The sequence below is a fragment of the Micromonospora sp. NPDC049523 genome (assembly GCF_040676775.1).
Classification (GTDB): domain Bacteria; phylum Actinomycetota; class Actinomycetes; order Mycobacteriales; family Micromonosporaceae; genus Micromonospora_G.
Map to the genome: position 1 here is coordinate 14,535 of NZ_JBFAPP010000024.1, position 17,108 is coordinate 31,642.

General features: G+C 70.5%; 14 protein-coding genes. 7 read left to right on the forward strand and 7 right to left on the reverse strand.

Features of this window, described 5'->3' with window-relative positions; translation table 11 throughout:
* Positions 1-267: 267 nt before the first annotated feature.
* The 6 genes from AB0J90_RS29240 to AB0J90_RS29265 all read right to left on the reverse strand — a co-directional run bounded on the left by AB0J90_RS29240 (position 268) and on the right by AB0J90_RS29265 (position 8,401).
* Complete coding sequence (locus AB0J90_RS29240) at positions 268-1,935, reverse strand: ABC transporter ATP-binding protein (RefSeq protein WP_363601277.1); 1,668 nt, start codon at positions 1,933-1,935, stop codon at positions 268-270.
* Positions 1,932-2,861: an ABC transporter permease gene (locus AB0J90_RS29245; RefSeq protein WP_363601279.1), complete on the reverse strand. Its 930-nt coding sequence runs from the start codon at positions 2,859-2,861 to the stop codon at positions 1,932-1,934. Before AB0J90_RS29245 ends, AB0J90_RS29240 begins: the two co-directional genes overlap by 4 nt.
* Positions 2,858-3,820: an ABC transporter permease gene (locus tag AB0J90_RS29250; RefSeq protein WP_363601281.1), complete on the reverse strand. Its 963-nt coding sequence runs from the start codon at positions 3,818-3,820 to the stop codon at positions 2,858-2,860. The genes AB0J90_RS29245 and AB0J90_RS29250 overlap by 4 nt, the downstream gene beginning before the upstream one ends.
* Before the next feature lie 64 nt (positions 3,821-3,884).
* On the reverse strand, positions 3,885-5,459 hold the full coding sequence (locus tag AB0J90_RS29255) for an ABC transporter substrate-binding protein (RefSeq protein ID WP_363601283.1): 1,575 nt from the start codon (positions 5,457-5,459) through the stop codon (positions 3,885-3,887).
* Between the two features lie 404 nt (positions 5,460-5,863).
* Entirely contained in the window at positions 5,864-7,243 is a 1,380-nt protein-coding gene (locus AB0J90_RS29260) for an NtaA/DmoA family FMN-dependent monooxygenase (protein ID WP_363601285.1), read from the reverse strand.
* Positions 7,244-7,282: 39 nt separating this feature from the next.
* A complete protein-coding gene (locus AB0J90_RS29265; protein WP_363601287.1) occupies positions 7,283-8,401 on the reverse strand; it encodes an LLM class flavin-dependent oxidoreductase in 1,119 nt (372 codons plus the stop codon).
* A gap of 333 nt (positions 8,402-8,734) precedes the next feature.
* Here AB0J90_RS29265 and AB0J90_RS29270 point away from each other — a divergent pair, with 333 nt between their 5' ends.
* Positions 8,735-10,045: a M20/M25/M40 family metallo-hydrolase gene (locus tag AB0J90_RS29270; RefSeq protein WP_363601289.1), complete on the forward strand. Its 1,311-nt coding sequence runs from the start codon at positions 8,735-8,737 to the stop codon at positions 10,043-10,045.
* 4 nt (positions 10,046-10,049) lie between these two features.
* On the opposite strand, the gene AB0J90_RS29275 is transcribed toward AB0J90_RS29270, so the two are convergent.
* A complete protein-coding gene (locus AB0J90_RS29275; RefSeq protein ID WP_363601291.1) occupies positions 10,050-11,171 on the reverse strand; it encodes an LLM class flavin-dependent oxidoreductase in 1,122 nt (373 codons plus the stop codon).
* A gap of 186 nt (positions 11,172-11,357) precedes the next feature.
* Between AB0J90_RS29275 and AB0J90_RS29280 the strand changes: the two genes are divergently transcribed.
* From AB0J90_RS29280 to AB0J90_RS29305, 6 genes are all read left to right on the forward strand, one after another.
* The gene (locus AB0J90_RS29280) at positions 11,358-11,480 is read left to right on the forward strand and encodes a putative leader peptide (RefSeq protein WP_363601293.1); all 123 of its coding nucleotides are present in this window, start codon (positions 11,358-11,360) and stop codon (positions 11,478-11,480) included.
* Positions 11,481-11,582: 102 nt separating this feature from the next.
* Positions 11,583-12,788, forward strand: a complete 1,206-nt coding sequence (locus AB0J90_RS29285) for an LLM class flavin-dependent oxidoreductase (RefSeq protein ID WP_363601295.1) — start codon at positions 11,583-11,585, stop codon at positions 12,786-12,788.
* A gap of 38 nt (positions 12,789-12,826) precedes the next feature.
* Positions 12,827-14,203, forward strand: a complete 1,377-nt coding sequence (locus AB0J90_RS29290) for an NtaA/DmoA family FMN-dependent monooxygenase (protein WP_363601297.1) — start codon at positions 12,827-12,829, stop codon at positions 14,201-14,203.
* Complete coding sequence (locus tag AB0J90_RS29295; protein WP_363601298.1) at positions 14,200-15,285, forward strand: LLM class flavin-dependent oxidoreductase; 1,086 nt, start codon at positions 14,200-14,202, stop codon at positions 15,283-15,285. The genes AB0J90_RS29290 and AB0J90_RS29295 overlap by 4 nt, the downstream gene beginning before the upstream one ends.
* Positions 15,286-15,290: 5 nt before the next feature.
* On the forward strand, positions 15,291-16,427 hold the full coding sequence (locus AB0J90_RS29300; protein WP_363601299.1) for an LLM class flavin-dependent oxidoreductase: 1,137 nt from the start codon (positions 15,291-15,293) through the stop codon (positions 16,425-16,427).
* Positions 16,428-16,524: 97 nt separating this feature from the next.
* Entirely contained in the window at positions 16,525-17,013 is a 489-nt protein-coding gene (locus AB0J90_RS29305) for a flavin reductase family protein (protein WP_363601301.1), read from the forward strand.
* Positions 17,014-17,108: the final 95 nt, after the last annotated feature.

Genomic DNA, 17,108 nt, shown 5'->3' on the forward strand with positions numbered 1-17,108 from the left:
CGAGCGCGGTGGGCTGTGTCGCCGCCTGCGCTCAGCGCGGACACCGCCCGCCTGCGTATCGAACTAGATCGATAACAAGGCGGGCGGTCAGGAGGACCCCGGTGCGCCGCATGTACTGATATTGATCAGTGGAATGAGGCGTGTCAATGGCAGTCCACATTGTGGTACGCCCAGGCCTAGGTGAGCCCCTAGTAAGAGCTGAGCTGGAATTATCGACGCTCATCTCCCACGGGCTTAATAGGAAATGATGATGTTACGAGAAAGTGGTTATTGGTCTCGTGCGACAGCATCCTGGCCCGGAATGGCCGCGAGTAGTTCACGGGTGTACGGATGAGTTGGGTGGTCGAAGAGTTCCTCGGTGGTGGCCGTCTCGACGATCCGCCCGGCCCGCATCACGGCGACCCGGTGGGCGATCTGACGCACCACCGCAAGATCGTGCGAGATGAACAGGTACGCCACCCCGGTGGTCGCCTGTAGCTCGGCGAGGAGTTCGAGCACCTGAGCCTGTACGGACACGTCCAGTGCCGACACCGGTTCGTCGCAGACGACGAGTTCGGGGGAGAGGGCGAGTGCGCGGGCGATCGCGACCCGCTGCCGCTGACCGCCCGAGAGCTGTGCCGGCCTGCGGTCGAGCACCGAGACCGGCAGCGCCACCCGTTCGACGAGTTCGCGGGCCCGGGCGCGGCGGGACGCCCGGTCGCCGATCCCGAACACCCGCAACGGTTCGACGATCACCTCACGGATCGAGAACCGTGGGTCCAGCGACGCGTACGGGTTCTGGTACACGAGTTGGGCGCGGCGGCGCAGCCGGCGCAGGGCCGTACCACGGGCCGCGGTGATGTCGTCGCCGTCGAGGAGGATCCGCCCGCCGTCCGGCTCGGCGAGTCGCAGCACCAGCCGTGCGGTGGTCGACTTGCCCGAACCGGATTCGCCGACCAGGGCCAGTGTCTCGCCCCGGTCGATCGTGAAGCTCACCCCGTCCACCGCCCGTACGCTCCGCCGGCCGGCGCCCGCGCCCGGCAGGGGGAAGTCCTTGACCAGGCCCTCGACCGCAACCAGCGGCGGTTGTGCCGGTGCCCCCGACGGCCGGCTGCGGACCGCTGGCGCCGGACGTGTCGCGGCCAGACTCGGCGCACTGCGCAACAGTTCGCGGGTGTATTCGTCGGCCGGGTCGCGCAGCACCTCCCGGGTGGGCCCGGTCTCGACCACCCGTCCCCGTGACATCACCACCAGCCGCTGCGCCCGGTCCGCGGCGATGCCCAGGTCGTGGGTGACCAGCAGCACGGCGGTGCCGAGCTCTTCGGTCAGGGTCTGGATGTGGTCGAGGATCAGCCGCTGCACGGTGACGTCCAACGCGCTGGTCGGCTCGTCCGCGATGATCAGACGGGGCCGGGCCGCGATCGCGATCGCGATGAGCACGCGTTGCCGCATGCCACCGGAGAGCTCGTGCGGATACTGCCGTGCCCGGGTCCCCGGATCGGACAGACCCGCCCGACGCAGGAGCTCGACCGCGTCCAGTGCCGCGGACCGGCCATTGGCCAGCCCGTGTACGCGCAGCACCTCCGCGACCTGCTCGCCGATGCGTTTCACCGGGTTGAGCGATACGGCCGGGTCCTGCGGGATGAGCCCGATCTGCGCGCCCCGGAACGTACGGAGTTCCCGCTCGGAGAGACCGGTGAGGTCACGTCCGGCGAACCGGATGCTGCCGGTGTCGATCCGCCCGCCGGCCGGCAACAGTCCGATGATGGCGTGCGCGGTCGTGCTCTTGCCCGAACCCGACTCGCCGACGACGGCGACGACCTCACCCGGGCGGACGTCGAAGTCGACGCCGTCGACCGCCTGCACCGGTCCGGACCGGGACTGGTACGAGACGCGCAGTTGCCGGACCTCGAGCAGGTTCCCGCCCCCGTCGGAGGCATCCCGTCGTCCCGTCATCGCTGGCTCGCCCACTCCCCGTCGACGGCCCGGGCGATCCGGTTCGTGGCCAGCACCGTCGCCGCGACCGCCAGACCCGGAAGCGTCGAGAGCCACCACGCGTTCGCCAGGTAGTTGCGCCCGGTCGAGATCAACGTTCCCCATTCCGGTGCGGGCGGCGCGGCCCCGTAGCCGAGGAAACTCAGTGACGACACGGCCAGGATCGCCGTACCGAAGTCGAGGGTGGCCAGCACCAGCACCGGGCCCATCGCGTTCGGCAGCACGTGCCGCAGCAGGATCGAGTGCCAGCGCGCCCCCGAGGACCGGGCCGCCTCGACGTAGGTGGCGTGCCGTACGCGCAGCACCTCGGCGCGCATCACGCGGGCGAAGCCGGCGACGCTGGCGATGCCGACCGCCACGGCGACCTTCACCGTGCCGAAGCCGAGCGCGGTGACCAGGGCCAGGGAGAGGAACAGGGCGGGGATGGCGAGCAGGACGTCGACCAGCCGCATCAGCAGGTCCTCGACCCAGCCACCGACGAACCCGGCGACCAGGCCGATCGCCCCGCCGACGACGAACGCCACCGCGACCGCGATCAGGGTCGCCTTCAGTGAGAGCGCGGCTCCGTGCACCACCCGGGCGTACACGTCGCGGCCGATCTCGTCGGTGCCGAACCAGTGCTGAGCGGCGGGGCCCTGGAACCTGTCGCTGGGCACCCCCAACAGTGGATCTCGCGCGGTGAACAGCGTCGGCCAGAAGGCGGCCAGCACCACCAGGGCGACGACCGCGATCGAGAGGACGAGCCCGGGACGTCGTAGCAGGAACCGTGCCAGCCGGTGCAGGTCGAGGCCACGGGCAGGGTTCCACCCGGTCGCCTCCGATCGGTCCCGGGGATCCGGCTCCGGCACGATGTTCAGCGCCGGGTCGCCGACGACTGTCTGACTCACACGAGACTCCTTCGTCGGGTGGCCGAGGCCACGACGATCCGTGGATCGAAGAGCGGATAGACCAGGTCGACGACGAGGTTCGCGCACACGAAGACCAGCGCGCCGAAGACCACGACGCCCTGGACCACGGGTATGTCCTGGACCGTGACAGCGCTGACCGTCGCCCGGCCGATGCCGTTGCGGGAGAAGACGGTCTCCACGACCACGGAACCGGCCAGCAGGTTGCCCACCAGCAGCCCGACGATGGTGAGTGCCGGCAGGGCGGCGTTTCGCAGGGCGTGCCGCAGGTGCACCCGGGCCCGTCCCGCTCCCTTGGCCCGGGCGGTCTGCACGTACGGCTCGTCCAGCGCGGTGAACAGGCTCTTCGCCAGCACCTGGGCCAGCAGTGCGCCGGTCGGTACGGCGAGCGTGACCGCGGGCAGGATCAGACTGGCGATCCCGTCGTTGCCGAACGCCGGCAGCAGCCGGAGCCGGAACGAGAAGAGCTGGACGAGCATCAGCCCAACCCAGAACGTCGGCAGTGACACACCGAGTGAGGGCAGCGACAGCAGCAGTTGCCGCAACGCCCGCGCGGACGTGTACGTGGCCGCCAGCGCCAGCCCGGTGCCGAACACGACCGCCAGCACCAGCGCGGCACCGGTCAGTACGAGCGTCTGCGGTAGGGCGTCGCCGATCACCGAGGTGACCGGTTGACCGGTCGCGACCGAGTTGCCGAAGTCTCCCTGCACCGCCCGGCCGAGATAGTCGGCGTACTGGACCAGGACCGGTTTGTCGAAGCCGTACTCCCGCTTCAGCGACTCCAGTTGGGCCGGGTCGACGGAGGCCTGGTCGAGACCTCCGCCGGCCATCGCCGACACCGGATCACCGGGCAGGAAGTCCAGTACGAGAAACGACAGGGTGTAGGCCGCCCACAGCACCGCCACGGCCTGTGCGAGACGACGGAAGACGTAGCGACGCACGGTCGGTTCCTTCCCTCCGGTGGTCCGGTCGTTCCTGTTCGGCGCGTCAACTCTGCTTCGCGCGTCAGCTTTTCCAGGTGTCGTGTAGCTGGATCCGGCTCGACGCCTCGAAGTCCAGGTCGTGCACCTTCTTCGACACCCCGAGCGCGGTGGTGAGCTCCACCACCGGGATCACGTGGGCGTTGCGTACGATCAGGTCCTGGGCCTGGTTGACCAGCGCCTGCCGCTTGGCCGGGTCGACCGTCGCGGCCTGTTCGGTCAGCACCGGGTCCAGCGCGCCGGCCGTCAGCCGGTACGTGTTGGCCAGCGCGGTCGAGTACGTGCTGCGCAGGATGTCCGGGTCGGCGCGGGTGATGTTTCCCCAGAGCGCGTCGAAGTCGCCGGACTGCTGCACCTGGGTGATCTGCGCGATCTGGAGTTCCTTCAGGGTGATCTCGACACCCACCGCCTTGAGCTGCTGCTGGATCAGCTCCAGGGTCGGCTGGTTGGTCGCGGCGTTGGCGAACCAGCCGACGGACAGACTGAGCCGGGTGCCGTTGCGGGTACGGATGCCGTCACCGCCGACCTGCCAGCCGGCCGTGTCGAGCAGCGACTTCGCCTTCGCCGCATCGAAGGTGAGCTGTGGGCTGACGTCGCCGTAGTACGGCGTGGTGTGCGCCAGGATGCTGGTGGCCGGTTTGCTGCCGGTGGGGTAGACGGTGTCGACGATCTGCTGCCGGTCGAGCGCCACCTGGATCGCCTGCCGTACGGCGACGTCCTGCAGCAGGGGCTTCGAGTTGTTCAGTCCGAGGTTGAACACGACGCCCGGGTTTGCCCGGGTCTGGAGGTTGACGGCCCCGCCCGCCTTCAGCGCCGCCTCGTCGGCGAGGCTGACGCTGCCGATGGCGTCGACCTGCCCCGACACCAGGCTCCCGGTCCGCACACCGGCCTCCGGAACGACGGTGAACAGCACCTTGTCCAGGTAGGCCTCACCCGTTTTCCGCCACAGCGACGAACCCCAGTCGTAACCCTTGCGCTTGACCAGGGTGATCGACTGGTTGGCCACGTAGCCGCCGAGCACGAACGGGCCGGAGCCGACGACTCCGTCGGTGCACCGCTGGTCCGCTGTCTTCCGTACGCTCGAACCGGCGACCAGGCCGAGCGAGAAGGTCGAGGTCGCCTGCAGGAACTGGGCGTTGGGCTGTTCGAAGGAGACGACCGCGGTGAGGTCGTCCGGTGTTTCGGTGCCGACGTATCCGCTGAGGTAGCCGGTTGCCAGGCTGGCCTTGGCGCCGAGTTTGCGGGCCGCGTCGAAGTTCTCCTTGACCGCCTGGGCGTCGACCGCTGATCCGTCGCTGAAGGTGACGCCCGGCCGGAGGTGGAAGGTGAAGGTTTTCGCGTCCGCGCTGACCTCCCAGCGTTCCGCGAGCCAGGGCACGATCTTTCCGGTCGAGGGGTCCTGGTCGGTCAGTGAGTCGACGATCTGGCGCAGGGCGTAGATGGTGTCGTTGCTGGCCACCTGGTGCGGGTCGACGCAGCCGGCGTACGAGCCGACGGCGAAGGTCAGCGTGCCCCCGGACCTCGCGGTACCGTCCGCCGCGCCGCCGTCGGTGGTGCCACTGTCACCCGAACCGCAGGCGGTCAGGGCGAGGGCGGCCACGACGGTCAGCACAAGCGACCCGCGGGCGCGTCCCGAGCGCGAAGTTGATCTCACGAGATTCCCTTTCTGTGAAGGTCGGCGTGGCTGTGCGGGCTCGCCGCACAGCCGTGGGCACCCGTGCATAGGGCTCGATACGGTGCGGCGGGCGACGTCGGCGTCGCGGTGGGGGATCGGGGCGGCGGTGCCCCGTACGGGGACGACCCTCGCGGGGCGACGTCTCGCCCGGCCGGGCCTGCGACCGCTCGGCTGCGACAGAGTGAGCTGGTGACCCGTCGCGAACCGAGGTGGCGGCGGGAGATCAGGTTAGCGAGGTCCGAGTATTCAAGTCAATCCCTATGGGTCAAGTAGGAATTATGTCCGTCGGCGACCGCGGTCAGGGGTACGCCTGCGGCCCGACTCGACCGTCACGCCGGCTCCTCCAGCGGGGGCAGGTCGAGGTGCTCGCGCAGGGTGCTGCCCTCGTACGCGGTCCGGTAGGCGCCGCGCTCCTGCAACTCCGGCACGAGTTTGTCGACGATCTCGTCGACGGATCCGGGTATCAACTGCGGGACGATGTTGAAACCGTCGACGGCACGGGTACGGACGTAGTGGACCCACTCGTCGGCGACCTGCCCCGGCGTGCCGACGAACAGGTCATGCCCGGGTGCGACCTCGATCGCCAGGTCCCGGATGGACAGTTTGCGCCGCTCGGCCAGCTCACGCCACCGCGCGATGACGGCGAGCTTCCCGGTGCGCAGCTCGATCGGAATGGTGCCGCGGGACGGGTCGAGTTCGTCCGGCGTCGGATCGATGTCGGGCAGTGGCCCGTCCGGGTCGTAGCCGGAGAGGTCCTTGCCCCAGTACTGCTCCAGGAAGGCGATCGCTCGGGGCCCGCTGGTCTGCTCGCGTCTGATCCAGGCCGCCCGCTCCCGGGCCTGCGCTTCGGTGTCGCCGAGGACAACCGACGTACCGGGCAGGATCCGCAGCGAATCGGGCGCACGACCGTAGCCGGCCAGCCGGGTCCGGATGTCCCGGGCGTAGGCCACTGCCTTGTCGTACGTGGTGTTGGCCGAGAAGACCACGTCGGCATGGCGTGCCGCCAGGTCCCGCCCACCGGGCGAGTCGCCGGCCTGGAACAGCACCGGTCGGATCTGCCGGCTGCGCGGCAACGTGGCGGTGGCCCGCAGCCGGACCAGATCCGTGTGCCGCTCGACGCTGCGGGCGCCACCGGGTCGCAACCACGATTCGTCGTCACCAGAGGTGGCGACCGCCCCGGTGTCCCAGGACGCCCAGAGCGCCCGTGCCGCCTCGACGAACTCGCCCGCGCGCTCGTAGCGCCGATCGTGGGCCAGCCAGCCGCCGTGCCGGAAGTTCTCGCCGGTCCAGGCGTTGTCGGTGGTGACGATGTTCCAACCGGCCCGCCCCGCCGAGACGAGGTCGAGGCTGGCCAGCCGGCGGGCCAGGTCGGCGGGGTAGTTGTAGGTCGTGTTCTGGGTCGCGACCAGGCCGATCCGGGTGGTGGTCGCGGCCAGCGCCGAGAGTTGGGTGATCGCGTCCGGCCGGCCGGCGACGTCGAGGGCGTGCACCCTTCCGCGGTTCTCCCGTACGCGCAGGCCCTCGCCGAGGAAGAACGCGTCGAACAGCCCGCGTTCGAGGGTCTGTATGACCCGGACGAAGGTGTCGATGTGGGTGTGCGGGGCGGCGTCCGGATCGGTCCAGACGATCTGGGGGCCGACCCCGGTGTAGAACAGGCCCAGGTGGACACGGGCTTTCGGGTCGTACCCGATGGGGTTCGGTTGGCTCACGGCGCGTACCTCTCAGGCGGTCGTGGCGGCGCTCTGCGGTCAGGAGGTTGTCGCGGCGCCGGCCGCGTCGACGAACCGGTTGCTCGGCTGGGGGAGTCCGAGGGTGGCGCGCAGCGTCGCTCCCGCGACGGGCGCGACGTGCAACCGGTCGGCGGCGAGCGCGGGCAGCACGCGCTCGGCCAGTACGGGCAGGTCGACGGTCAACACGGCAGGGTGCAGGCGGACGCCGTCGACCACGGCGGCGAGTTGCCGCAGCAGCGTGGTCAGCCCGTCGGTCGAGCCGACGTGACGCAGCCGGTCCGTTGCGCCCCAGGGGCTCGCCCGGTCGAGCGCGGCAAGCCGCTCGGCGGCCGGCTCGGTCGCGTCGAGCAGCACCTCGACCTCGGCGAACACGAGCGGGACGTCGTCCTCCCGTACCCGCCGGGCCCGTTGCGTGACGTCCGTGAGGTCGCCGCCGCCGACCAGGGCGATGTCGACCTGCCCGGTGACACCGAGGGTGTCGGCGGCGATCACCACGACCTGGCCCTGCGGCGGCCGCGGGGTGATGAGCGGCCCGACCACCGAGAACGAGCCGCCGGTGAAGTTCACGTGGTGCACCCGGTCGGGATCGAGGAACCGGCCGGTGGTCGGGTCTCGGATGATCGCGTCGTCCTGCCAGGAGTCCCAGAGGCAGCGGGCGACCTCGATCACGTCGGAGACCTCGCCGCGCAGCCGGTCGGGCTCGTACGGCCCCGTCCCGCCGATGGTGGCCAGGGCCTCGGCGCTGTTCGTGGCGCCGACGACCCATGCGGCTCGACCTCGCGAGGCGTGGTCGAGGCTCGCGAGCTGGGTGGCCAGGTGGAACGGTTCGGTGGTGGTGGTGTGCAGGGTGGGCGCGAGCCCGATGCGATCGGTCAGGGTCGACAGGTACGCGGCCCGCACGCCGGCCTCGATCCGCCCCGCCGCATCCCGGCCGGTGCCCGGAGGCAGCGGCGAGTCGGCGAAGGTGACCAGGGCGAATCCGGCTGCCTCCGCGTACGCGATGGTGTCCCGCAGGGCTGGGACGTCGAGCACGGCCGCGGGCGGCCGGCCGCTGACGCGCCAGGACGCCGGATGGGCGCCGTCGCCGTCGGCTTCCACGGCCAGGTGCAGCCGGCATCCGCTCGGTATCCGGTTCATGCTGCCGACTCCGTCCGCCTGCGGTGTGGTCGCCGGCTGGGCTTCGTCCGTGCCATCGGCTCAGACCTCCAGACCCGTCGTACGGGCGGCGTCCGGTTGCCCGTACGGGTAGCACCGCGTCGCCCGGCCCTCCGTGGTATTCCTATTATTCCTATAGTGTTAGCGGGTTTTTCGCAACGAGTACGGGGACGGGAGCGCGGCGCGGATGGGCACGGGTGGAGGATGGGCTGGTCCGCGAACGGGCTGCGATCGAGGTGAACCGGTGACCAGATGGTGTCCGACGTACGAGCCGGGGCTTCCCACGGCAACACCGGCTCTCCCCGGAGCCGGCGCATGACCGGGTCTGCTGCCGTCACCGAGGTTGTCACGCTGGCCAGCGAGTTGATCGCGATCGACACCAGCAACACCGGCGACCCGGGCGTACGGAGCAACGAACGGGCCGCCGCCGAGTACGTGGCCGAGAAACTGGCCGAGGTCGGCTACGAACCCGTCTACGTCGAGTCCGGCGCACCCGGCCGGGGCAATGTCGTCGTCCGGCTGCCCGGAGCGGATCCGAGCCGTGGGGCGCTGCTGGTGCACGGCCACCTCGACGTCGTACCGGCCGACGCCCGGGAGTGGTCGGTGCACCCGTTCTCCGGCGAGGTGCGCGACGGGTACGTCTGGGGGCGCGGTGCGGTCGACATGAAGGGCATGGTCGCGATGACCCTGGCCGTCGCCCGGGCGTTCAAGCGCGACGGCGTCGTCCCGCCCCGCGACATCGTCTTCGCGTTCCTCGCCGACGAGGAGGCGGGCGGTTTCTACGGCGCCCGGTGGCTGGTCGAGAACCGCCCGGAGCTGTTCGAGGGCGTGACCGAGGCGATCAGCGAGGTGGGCGGCTTCTCGGTGACCCTGCGCGACGGCGTACGCGCCTATCTCGTCGAGACGGCGGAAAAGGGCGTCGTGTGGCTCCGGCTGAGGGTGCAGGGCACCGCCGGACACGGCTCGATGCTGCACACCGACAACGCGGTGGCGAAGCTGGCCGCCGCCGTCACCCGGCTGGACCGGCACCGGTTCCCGCTGATCCTCACCGACCCGGTACGCGAGCTGCTGACCGGCGTCGCCGAGATCACCGGCGTGCCGTTCGACGAGGACGATCCGGAGACCGCGGTCGCCCGGCTGGGCAACCTCGCCCGGATGATCGGCGCGACCCTGCGGGACACGGCCAACGTCACCATGTTCGACGCCGGGTACAAGGCGAACGTCGTCCCGTCGGAGGCGCGCGCGACGGTCGACGGGCGGGTACTGCCCGGCCGGGAGCGGGCGTTCGAGGCCGAGATCGCCCGCATCCTCGGCCCGGAGATCGAGCGCGAGTGGGACAGCCTGCCCCCGGTGCAGACCACCTTCGACGGCACGCTGGTGGACGCCATGGTGTCCGCGATCGGCGTGGAGGATCCCGGTGCCCGGGTGCTTCCGTACATGCTGTCGGCCGGTACGGACGCCAAGTCGTTCCAACTCCTGGGGATCCGCCACTTCGGGTTCGCGCCGCTGAGGCTGCCGCCGGACCTCGACTTCTCGGCGCTCTTCCACGGCGTGGACGAACGGGTGCCCGTCGACGCGCTCACCTTCGGCACCCGGGTGCTGGACCGGTTCCTACGCGACTGCTGAGCACTCAACGAAGCAGCGGCGCGACGTCCTCGGCGAACCGGTACGCCTCCTCCAGGTGCGGGTAGCCGGACAGGACGAACTCGTCGATTCCCGCCGTTCGGTACTCCGCGATCCGCTCCGCCACCTCGTCGTGGCTGCCGACCAGGGCCGTGCCGGCTCCACCGCGTACCAGGCCGATGCCGGCCCAGAGGTTGGGTGCGACGACGAGCCGCTCGCGGGAGCCGCCGTGCAGGTCGAGCATGCGCCGCTGACCCACCGATTCGAGGGCACGCAGCCGTTGTTGCCCGGCGGCGATGGTGGCGTCGTCGAGACCGGCGATCAACGCCTCCGCGTCCTGCCAGGCCCGAGCGCTGCTGTCCCGGCTGATCACGTGGATCCGCAAGCCGAACCGTACGGTCCGTCCGCGTGCGGCGGCGAGTTCCCGTACCCGGTCCACCTTCTCCGCCACGAGTGGGACCGGCTCGCCCCAGGTCAGGTACGTGTCGGCCTGACCCGCGGCGAGGTGCAGCGCGGGCTGTGACGACCCGCCGAGGTAGACCCGGGGAATCGGCACCGGTGGCTGCCGCAACCGCGCGTCACCCAGTTGGTAGTAGGTGCCGTGGTGGTCGAACCGGGCGCCGGTCCACGAGGTGCGGACGACCTCGAGGAACTCCTCGGCCCGCCGGTAGCGCTCGTCGTGCGGCAGCGGGTCGCCGTAGCCGCGCTGCTCGGCGTCGCTGCTTCCGGCGACGACGTTGAGCAGCAGCCGTCCCTGCGAAAGCTGTTGGAAGGTGGCCGCCATGTGCGCGGCGAGCGCTGGTGCGATGAGTCCGGGCCGGAACGCGACGAGGAACTTCAGCCGCCGGGTCTGGGCGATGAGCGCCGCGGTGACGATCCAGGCGTCCTCGCAGTGGGCGCCGGTCGGGGTGAGTACGCCCTCGTAGCCAAGTGTGTCGGCGGCCCGGGCCAACTGCGTCAGGTAGTCGAGCGAGGCCGGGCGTTCGCGCCCGTCCGTCTTCCCCGTCCGCGCTGCCGTACCGCCGATGTCGAGACCGTGTACGGAGCCGCCCAGTCGCCGGCCGTCGCCGCCGGTCGGCAGGAACCAGTGGAACACCGGACCCGTGGCGCTGCCCGCCGTTGCTGTCATGCCATCTTTCTTATCACGCTATCCCTAGCGGAATAGTGGGCAATATTATGTCGTTGTACCGGCCGACAGTGCTCGCTCACCAGCGGGTCTGTGCAGGCAAAGCCCACTAAACCTGTAGGGATAGACAACTTCAGGTGGGCCGGAGTAGTCTCCGGAAAGGACCTAGATCCACAGGAGGTGACGACCGTGCACCCGATCACCCGCCGTACCGTCGTCATCGCGTCGACACCGCGACCTGCCGGTGTTCTCCTGGTCACCCGGCGACACATCGACCTGCAGCGCGTCGCCGGCGCACTCTGTCCCCGCTGACCTGACACCAGTCCCTCCACGCAACGGCGCCCCGGACCGATCGTCGGCCGGCACCCACGAGTCGGTCCGTGGCAACATCCCAGCAGGAAGCGGAGCATCGTCATGTCCGATTCAGGAAGCTCACTGCATCTCGCGGTCGCCCTCGACGGCGCCGGTTGGCACCCCTCGGCGTGGCGTGAACCCGGGGCCCGGCCGACCGAACTACTCACCCCGCGCTACTGGTCCGACCTCGTACTCGAAGCCGAACGAGGGCTGTTGGACTTCGTGACGATCGACGACTCGCTCGGGCTGCAGTCGTCGAGTCGTACGGAGCCGGACCGGCGCACAGACCAGGTGCGCGGACGCCTGGACGCGGTGTTGACCGCCGCCCGCGTCGCGCCCCTGACCAGCCACATCGGACTGGTGCCCACGGTCGTGGTCACCCACACCGAGCCGTTCCACATCGCCAAGGCGATCGCCACCCTGGACTACGTCTCGTCCGGCCGGGCCGGGGTGCAGGTCCGGGTGTCGGCCCGACCGGACGAGGCGGCCCACTTCGGCCGCCGCACCCTGCCGCCGATCAGCTTCGACGACCTCTCCACCCCGCAGGCGCAGGAGCTGATCGTGGAGCTTTTCGCCGAGACCGCCGACTACGTGGAGGTGGTACGGCGGCTGTGGGACAGCTGGGAGGACGACGCGGAGATCCGGGACGTCGCCAGCGGGCGCTTCGTCGACCGGGACAAGCTGCACTACATCGACTTCGAGGGACGCTGGTTCAGCGTCAAGGGCCCGTCCATCACGCCACGTCCGCCGCAGGGACAGCCCGTCGTCACCGCGCTGGCGCACCAGAGCGTGCCGTACCGGCTCGTCGCCGGGTCCGCCGATATCGGCTACGTGACACCGCACGACGCGACGCAGGTGCGGGAGGTCACCGACGAGATCCGTACCGGGCAGGCCGACGCCGGCCGCTCCGGGGAGACCGTGCACGTCTTCGGCGACCTGGTGGTGTTCCTGGACGACACCGCCGAGGCAGCCGAAGACCGCAAGGCACGGCTCGACGAACTGACCGGCAGCCCGTACGTCAGCGACGCCGCGGTGTTCGTCGGCACCCCGGCGCAACTGGCGGACCTGTTGCAGGAGTGGCACCTCGCCGGCCTGTCCGGCTTTCGTCTGCGCCCCGCCACCATCCCGCACGACCTGGAGCGGATCACCCGGGCACTCGTGCCGGAACTGCAGCGTCGGCAGGCGTTCCGGACCGGGTACGCCGCCAGCACGCTGCGCGGACTGCTCGGCCTGGCCCGGCCCGCCAATCGTTACGCGGCCATCTGATCGTCGGCACCGCGAAGCCGGAAGGACCCCTTTCGATCATGAGCAGACCCCTCAAGCAGATCCATCTCGCCGCCCACTTCCCCGGCGTCAACAACACCACGGTGTGGAGCGACCCGAAGGCGGGAAGCCACATCGAGTTCAGTTCGTTCGCGCATCTCGCGCGTACCGCCGAGCGGGCGAAGTTCGACTTCCTGTTCCTGGCCGAGGGCTTGCGGCTGCGGGAGCAGAACGGCCGGATCTACGACCTGGACGTGGTCGGACGACCGGACACCTTCACCGTGCTGGCGGCACTCGCGGCGGTCACCGAGCGCCTCGGCCTCGCCGGCACCATCAACTCCACCTTCAACGAGCCGTACGAGGTCGCGCGCCAGTTCGCCAGCCTCGACCACCTTTCCGGTGGCCGGGCCGCGTGGAACGTAGTCACCTCCTGGGACGCGTTCACCGGCGAGAACTTCCGCCGGGGAGGATTCCTGCCGCAGGAGCAGCGCTACCGGCGGGCACGCAACTTCCTGCAGACCGCGGGGGAGCTGTTCGACTCGTGGCACGGCGACGAGATCGTGGCGGACCAGGCCACCGGCGTCTTCCTCGACGATCCGGACGCGGGCACGTTCGCGCACCACGATCCGGACTTCGACATCTCCGGCCGGTTCAACGTCCCGCGCAGCCCGCAGGGCCGGCCGGTCATCCTCCAGGCCGGTGACTCGGAGGAGGGGCGGGAGTTCGCCGCGTCCTCGGCCGACGCCATCTTCAGCCGGTACGCCACCCTGACCGAGGGACAGGCCTTCTACACCGATGTCAAGGACCGGCTCGCCCGCTACGGGCGTACCCGCGACGAGTTGCTCATCCTGCCCGCAGCCACCTTCGTGCTCGGCGACACCGACGCCGAGGCCCGCGACCTCGCCCACGAGGTACGACTCCAGCAGGTCAGCGGCCAGACCGCGATCAAGTTCCTGGAGCAGCTCTGGAACCGTGACCTGTCCGGCTACGACCCCGACGGCCCGTTGCCCGAGATCGACCCCGATCCCGGCGAGAACACCATCGCCCGCGGACGGGCCAGCGTACGGATGTACCGCGACCCGATCGCCACGGCCAGACAGTGGCGTGAGCGCGCCACCGCGGAGAAGCTCTCCATCCGTGAGCTGATCATCGAGGTCACCGGGCGACAGTCGTTCGTCGGCGCACCCGCGACCGTCGCGGACGCCATCGACGAACTGGTCCAGGCCGACGCCAGCGACGGGTTCATCCTCGTCCCGCACGTCACCCCGGGCGGACTCGACGGCTTCGCCGACACGGTCGTGCCGCTGCTGCAGGAACGCGGCGTGTTCCGTACCGAGTACCGGGGCGAGACCCTGCGCGACCACCTCGGCCTGGGCGCGCCACGGCGTGCCGGCGAGGCGCTGCGGGTGGGGTCATGAAGTTCCTGGCGATCACCCTGATCGTGCACGCCCCGCATCCGGTGACCGGTGAGCAGAAGTCGACCGCCGACCGGTTCCGTGAGGTCGTGGACAACGCCCTGCTTGCCGAGCAGCTCGGGTTCGACGGCTTCGGGGTGGGGGAGCGGCACGAACGGCCGTTCATCTCCTCCTCGCCACCGGTCGTGCTGAGCCACGTCGCCGCGCTCACCTCGACGATCCGACTGTTCACGGCGGTCACCACGCTGAGCCTGCTCGACCCCGTCCGGGCGTACGAGGACTACGCGACGCTCGACCACCTCTCCGGTGGCCGGCTGGAGCTGATCATCGGCAAGGGCAACGGCGCCGCGCAGCGGGAGCTGTTCCACGTCACGCCCGACGACCAGTGGGACCGCAACGCCGAGAGCTACGAGCTGTTCCGCCGGATCTGGCGGGAGGACAGGGTCACCGCGTCGCCACGGTTCCGGCCGGAGCTGGATCGGGCGGAGGTCTGGCCCCGCCCGTTCCAGCAGCCGATCCGGGTCTGGCACGGCAGCGCGACCAGCAGGGAATCGGTCGAGCTCGCCGCGCGTTACGGCGACCCGCTCTTCTCGGCGAACGTCACCAACCCGATCGAACCGTACGCCGAACTGGTCCGCCACTACCGACAACGGTGGGCCGAGTACGGCCATGACCCGGCCGCTGCCGTGGTTGGTGCCGGCACCGCCGGCTACTACGCGGCCCGCCGGTCCCAGGACGCCGTCGCCGCCTACCGGCCGGTCTTCGAGGGCCAGCTCGCGTTCCAACGGCGACTCGGGCTCGAACCGGTGTTCACCACCCTGGAGGACTACGTCGAACGCAGCTCGGCGCTGATCGGCAGCCCGCAGCAGATCGTCGAGAAGGTCCACCGGTACCACGAGCAACTCGGCCACACCGTCATGCATCTGCACGCCGACGCGGGCGGGCTGACCGACGCCCAGCACCGCGAGTCGCTGGAACTCTTCCAATCCGATATCGCCCCGGTGCTTCGCCGGGACATCCCGGATCCGCCGTGGCCCTGGGGAGCGGTCGTCCCCGAGCCTGTTTCCGCTGTCCGAGAAGGGTGACGCCGATGGCTACCACTCCGTTGGCCGTGCTGGACCTGGTCCCGATCTCCTCGGGATCGACCGCTGCGGCCGCACTGCGCAACAGCATCGACCTCGCCCGGCAGACCGAGCGGTTCGGCTACGCCCGGTACTGGTTCGCGGAGCACCACCTCAATCCCGGTGTGGCCGGAACCTCACCCGCGGTCCTGCTGGCGCTCACCGCGGCGGCGACCTCGACGATCCGGATCGGGTCCGGCGCGGTGCAGATGGGGCACCGGACCGCGCTGGCGACGGTCGAGGAGTTCGGCCTGGTCGACGCGCTGCACCCCGGACGCCTGGACCTCGGCCTCGGCCGGTCCGGCGGCCGCCCGCCCGAGCCGGCCCGGGAACCGGCACTCGTCGGCGGCACCGGCGTGGTCGACGGCCGGGCACCGAACGGGCTGCTGATACCGCCCAAGTTCTCCTTCGCGCACCTGCTCGGCTCGCCGCGCTTCGCCCTGCAGAAGACGCTGCTCCAGTTGCCCGGCGCGCAGTCGCAGGACTACACCGAGCAGGTCGCGGACATCCTCGACCTGCTACGCGGCACGTACCGTTCCGCCGAGGGCGAGGAAGCCCACGTGGTGCCGGGTGAGGGCGCGCAGCTGCAGGTCTGGATCCTCGGCAGCAGCGGCGGTGAGAGCGCGAACGTGGCCGGCGCGAACGGCCTGCGCTTCGCCGCCAACTACCACGTCAGCCCGGGTACGGTGCTCGAAGCGGCCGAGGGCTACCGGGCCGCCTTCCGCCCGTCCGCCGAACTGGACCGTCCCTACCTCAGCGTCTCCGCCGACGTGGTCGTCGCCGAGGACGAGGCCACGGCCCGCGAACTGGCTGCGGGTTACGGCCCATGGGTACGCAGCATCCGCACCGCCGAGGGGGCGATCCCGTTCCCGACTCCGGCGCAGGCGCGTGCCCACAACTGGACCGACGCGGACCGGGAGCTGGTGGCCGACCGGGTCGACACCCAGTTCGTGGGCACCCCGGCACAGGTCGCCGATCGGCTCGAACAGTTGCGCGACGCGACCGGTGCCGACGAACTGATCCTCACCACTGTCACGCACGACCACGACGACCGGGTGCGCTCGTACCGGTTGATCGCGCAGGAGTGGGAGCGTAGGCAAGGCTGATCGGGAACCGGGGCGAGGGGGCAGTCATGGAATTCTTCTGCGTCGTCGGTGCGTCCGCGCCGGGTGGACGCGCGTACGGGGCGATCGGGAGACTCGGATGAGTCTGGGACAGGCGTTGGAAGCGCGCGAGCTGCGCCGGGTCTTCTCGGCCTTCCCGACCGGGGTGGTGGCCATCGCCGCCCTCGCCGGTGGTGCGCCGGTGGGCATCGTGGCGAGTTCCTTCACGTCGGTGTCGCTCGACCCACCGATCGTGTCGCTCTGTGTGGCGCACACGTCGACCACCTGGCCGGTCCTGGGCGCGTCCGCGCGTTTCGGTATCAGCGTGCTCAGCGCCGCACAGGAGCAGGCCTGCCGGCAGTTGAGTAGCCGGGGCGTCGACCGGTTCGCCGAGCTGGGCTGGCGGGCGTCGGACCAGGGAGCGGTGTTCCTCGACGGCGCGAGCGCGTGGCTGGAGTGCACGCTGTTCGAGCAGGTCACCGCCGGTGACCACGACATCGTCCTGCTGCGCGTGCACGACCTCGACAGCGACCCGGAAATCTCGCCGCTGGTCTTCCATCACAGCCGGTTCCGCCGACTCGAACGGTGAGCCCGGACCGGGTGTCGATCGGTCGGGATCGCTCGGCCGATCCCGTCCGTACGAACGGGCACTTGACCGATCCGCTCGCGCAGTCCACTCTTCCT